Origin of the sequence: Enterobacter cloacae complex sp. XAL002 (assembly GCF_049236805.1) — a bacterium.
Classification (GTDB): domain Bacteria; phylum Pseudomonadota; class Gammaproteobacteria; order Enterobacterales; family Enterobacteriaceae; genus Enterobacter; species Enterobacter intestinihominis.
The window spans coordinates 1-675 of sequence record NZ_JBMKJN010000078.1 but is presented as its reverse complement, the minus strand read 5'-3'; the positions used below and the strand labels follow the sequence as shown (position 1 = coordinate 675).

1 protein-coding gene is annotated in these 675 nt (G+C 65.0%); it reads left to right on the top strand.

The window, feature by feature from the left end; all coding sequences use genetic code 11:
* The first annotated feature begins 162 nt into the window (after positions 1 to 162).
* Positions 163 to 663 carry a GNAT family N-acetyltransferase gene (locus tag ACOT0L_RS24015; RefSeq protein WP_000376623.1) on the top strand — a complete coding sequence of 167 codons (501 nt, stop codon included), beginning with the start codon at positions 163 to 165 and terminating at the stop codon, positions 661 to 663.
* Positions 664 to 675: the final 12 nt, after the last annotated feature.

Sequence of the window (675 nt, the reverse complement as noted above, 5' to 3'; positions counted from 1 at the left end):
GCGACGCCAGAGACCGAGGGTTAGATCATGCCTAGCATTCACCTTCCGGCCGCCCGCTAGCGGACCCTGGTCAGGTTCCGCGAAGGTGGGCGCAGACATGCTGGGCTCGTCAGGATCAAACTGCACTATGAGGCGGCGGTTCATACCGCGCCAGGGGAGCGAATGGACAGCGAGGAGCCTCCGAACGTTCGGGTCGCCTGCTCGGGTGATATCGACGAGGTTGTGCGGCTGATGCACGACGCTGCGGCGTGGATGTCCGCCAAGGGAACGCCCGCCTGGGACGTCGCGCGGATCGACCGGACATTCGCGGAGACCTTCGTCCTGAGATCCGAGCTCCTAGTCGCGAGTTGCAGCGACGGCATCGTCGGCTGTTGCACCTTGTCGGCCGAGGATCCCGAGTTCTGGCCCGACGCCCTCAAGGGGGAGGCCGCATATCTGCACAAGCTCGCGGTGCGACGGACACATGCGGGCCGGGGTGTCAGCTCCGCGCTGATCGAGGCTTGCCGCCATGCCGCGCGAACGCAGGGGTGCGCCAAGCTGCGGCTCGACTGCCACCCGAACCTGCGTGGCCTATACGAGCGGCTCGGATTCACCCACGTCGACACTTTCAATCCCGGCTGGGATCCAACCTTCATCGCAGAACGCCTAGAACTCGAAATCTAACGTCCGTTCGGG

Excerpts from the sequence above, each read along its gene's own strand:
- ACOT0L_RS24015 (WP_000376623.1), top strand. The coding sequence starts at position 163 with ATGGACAGCGAGGAGCCTCCGAACGTTCGGGTCGCCTGCTCGGGTGAT.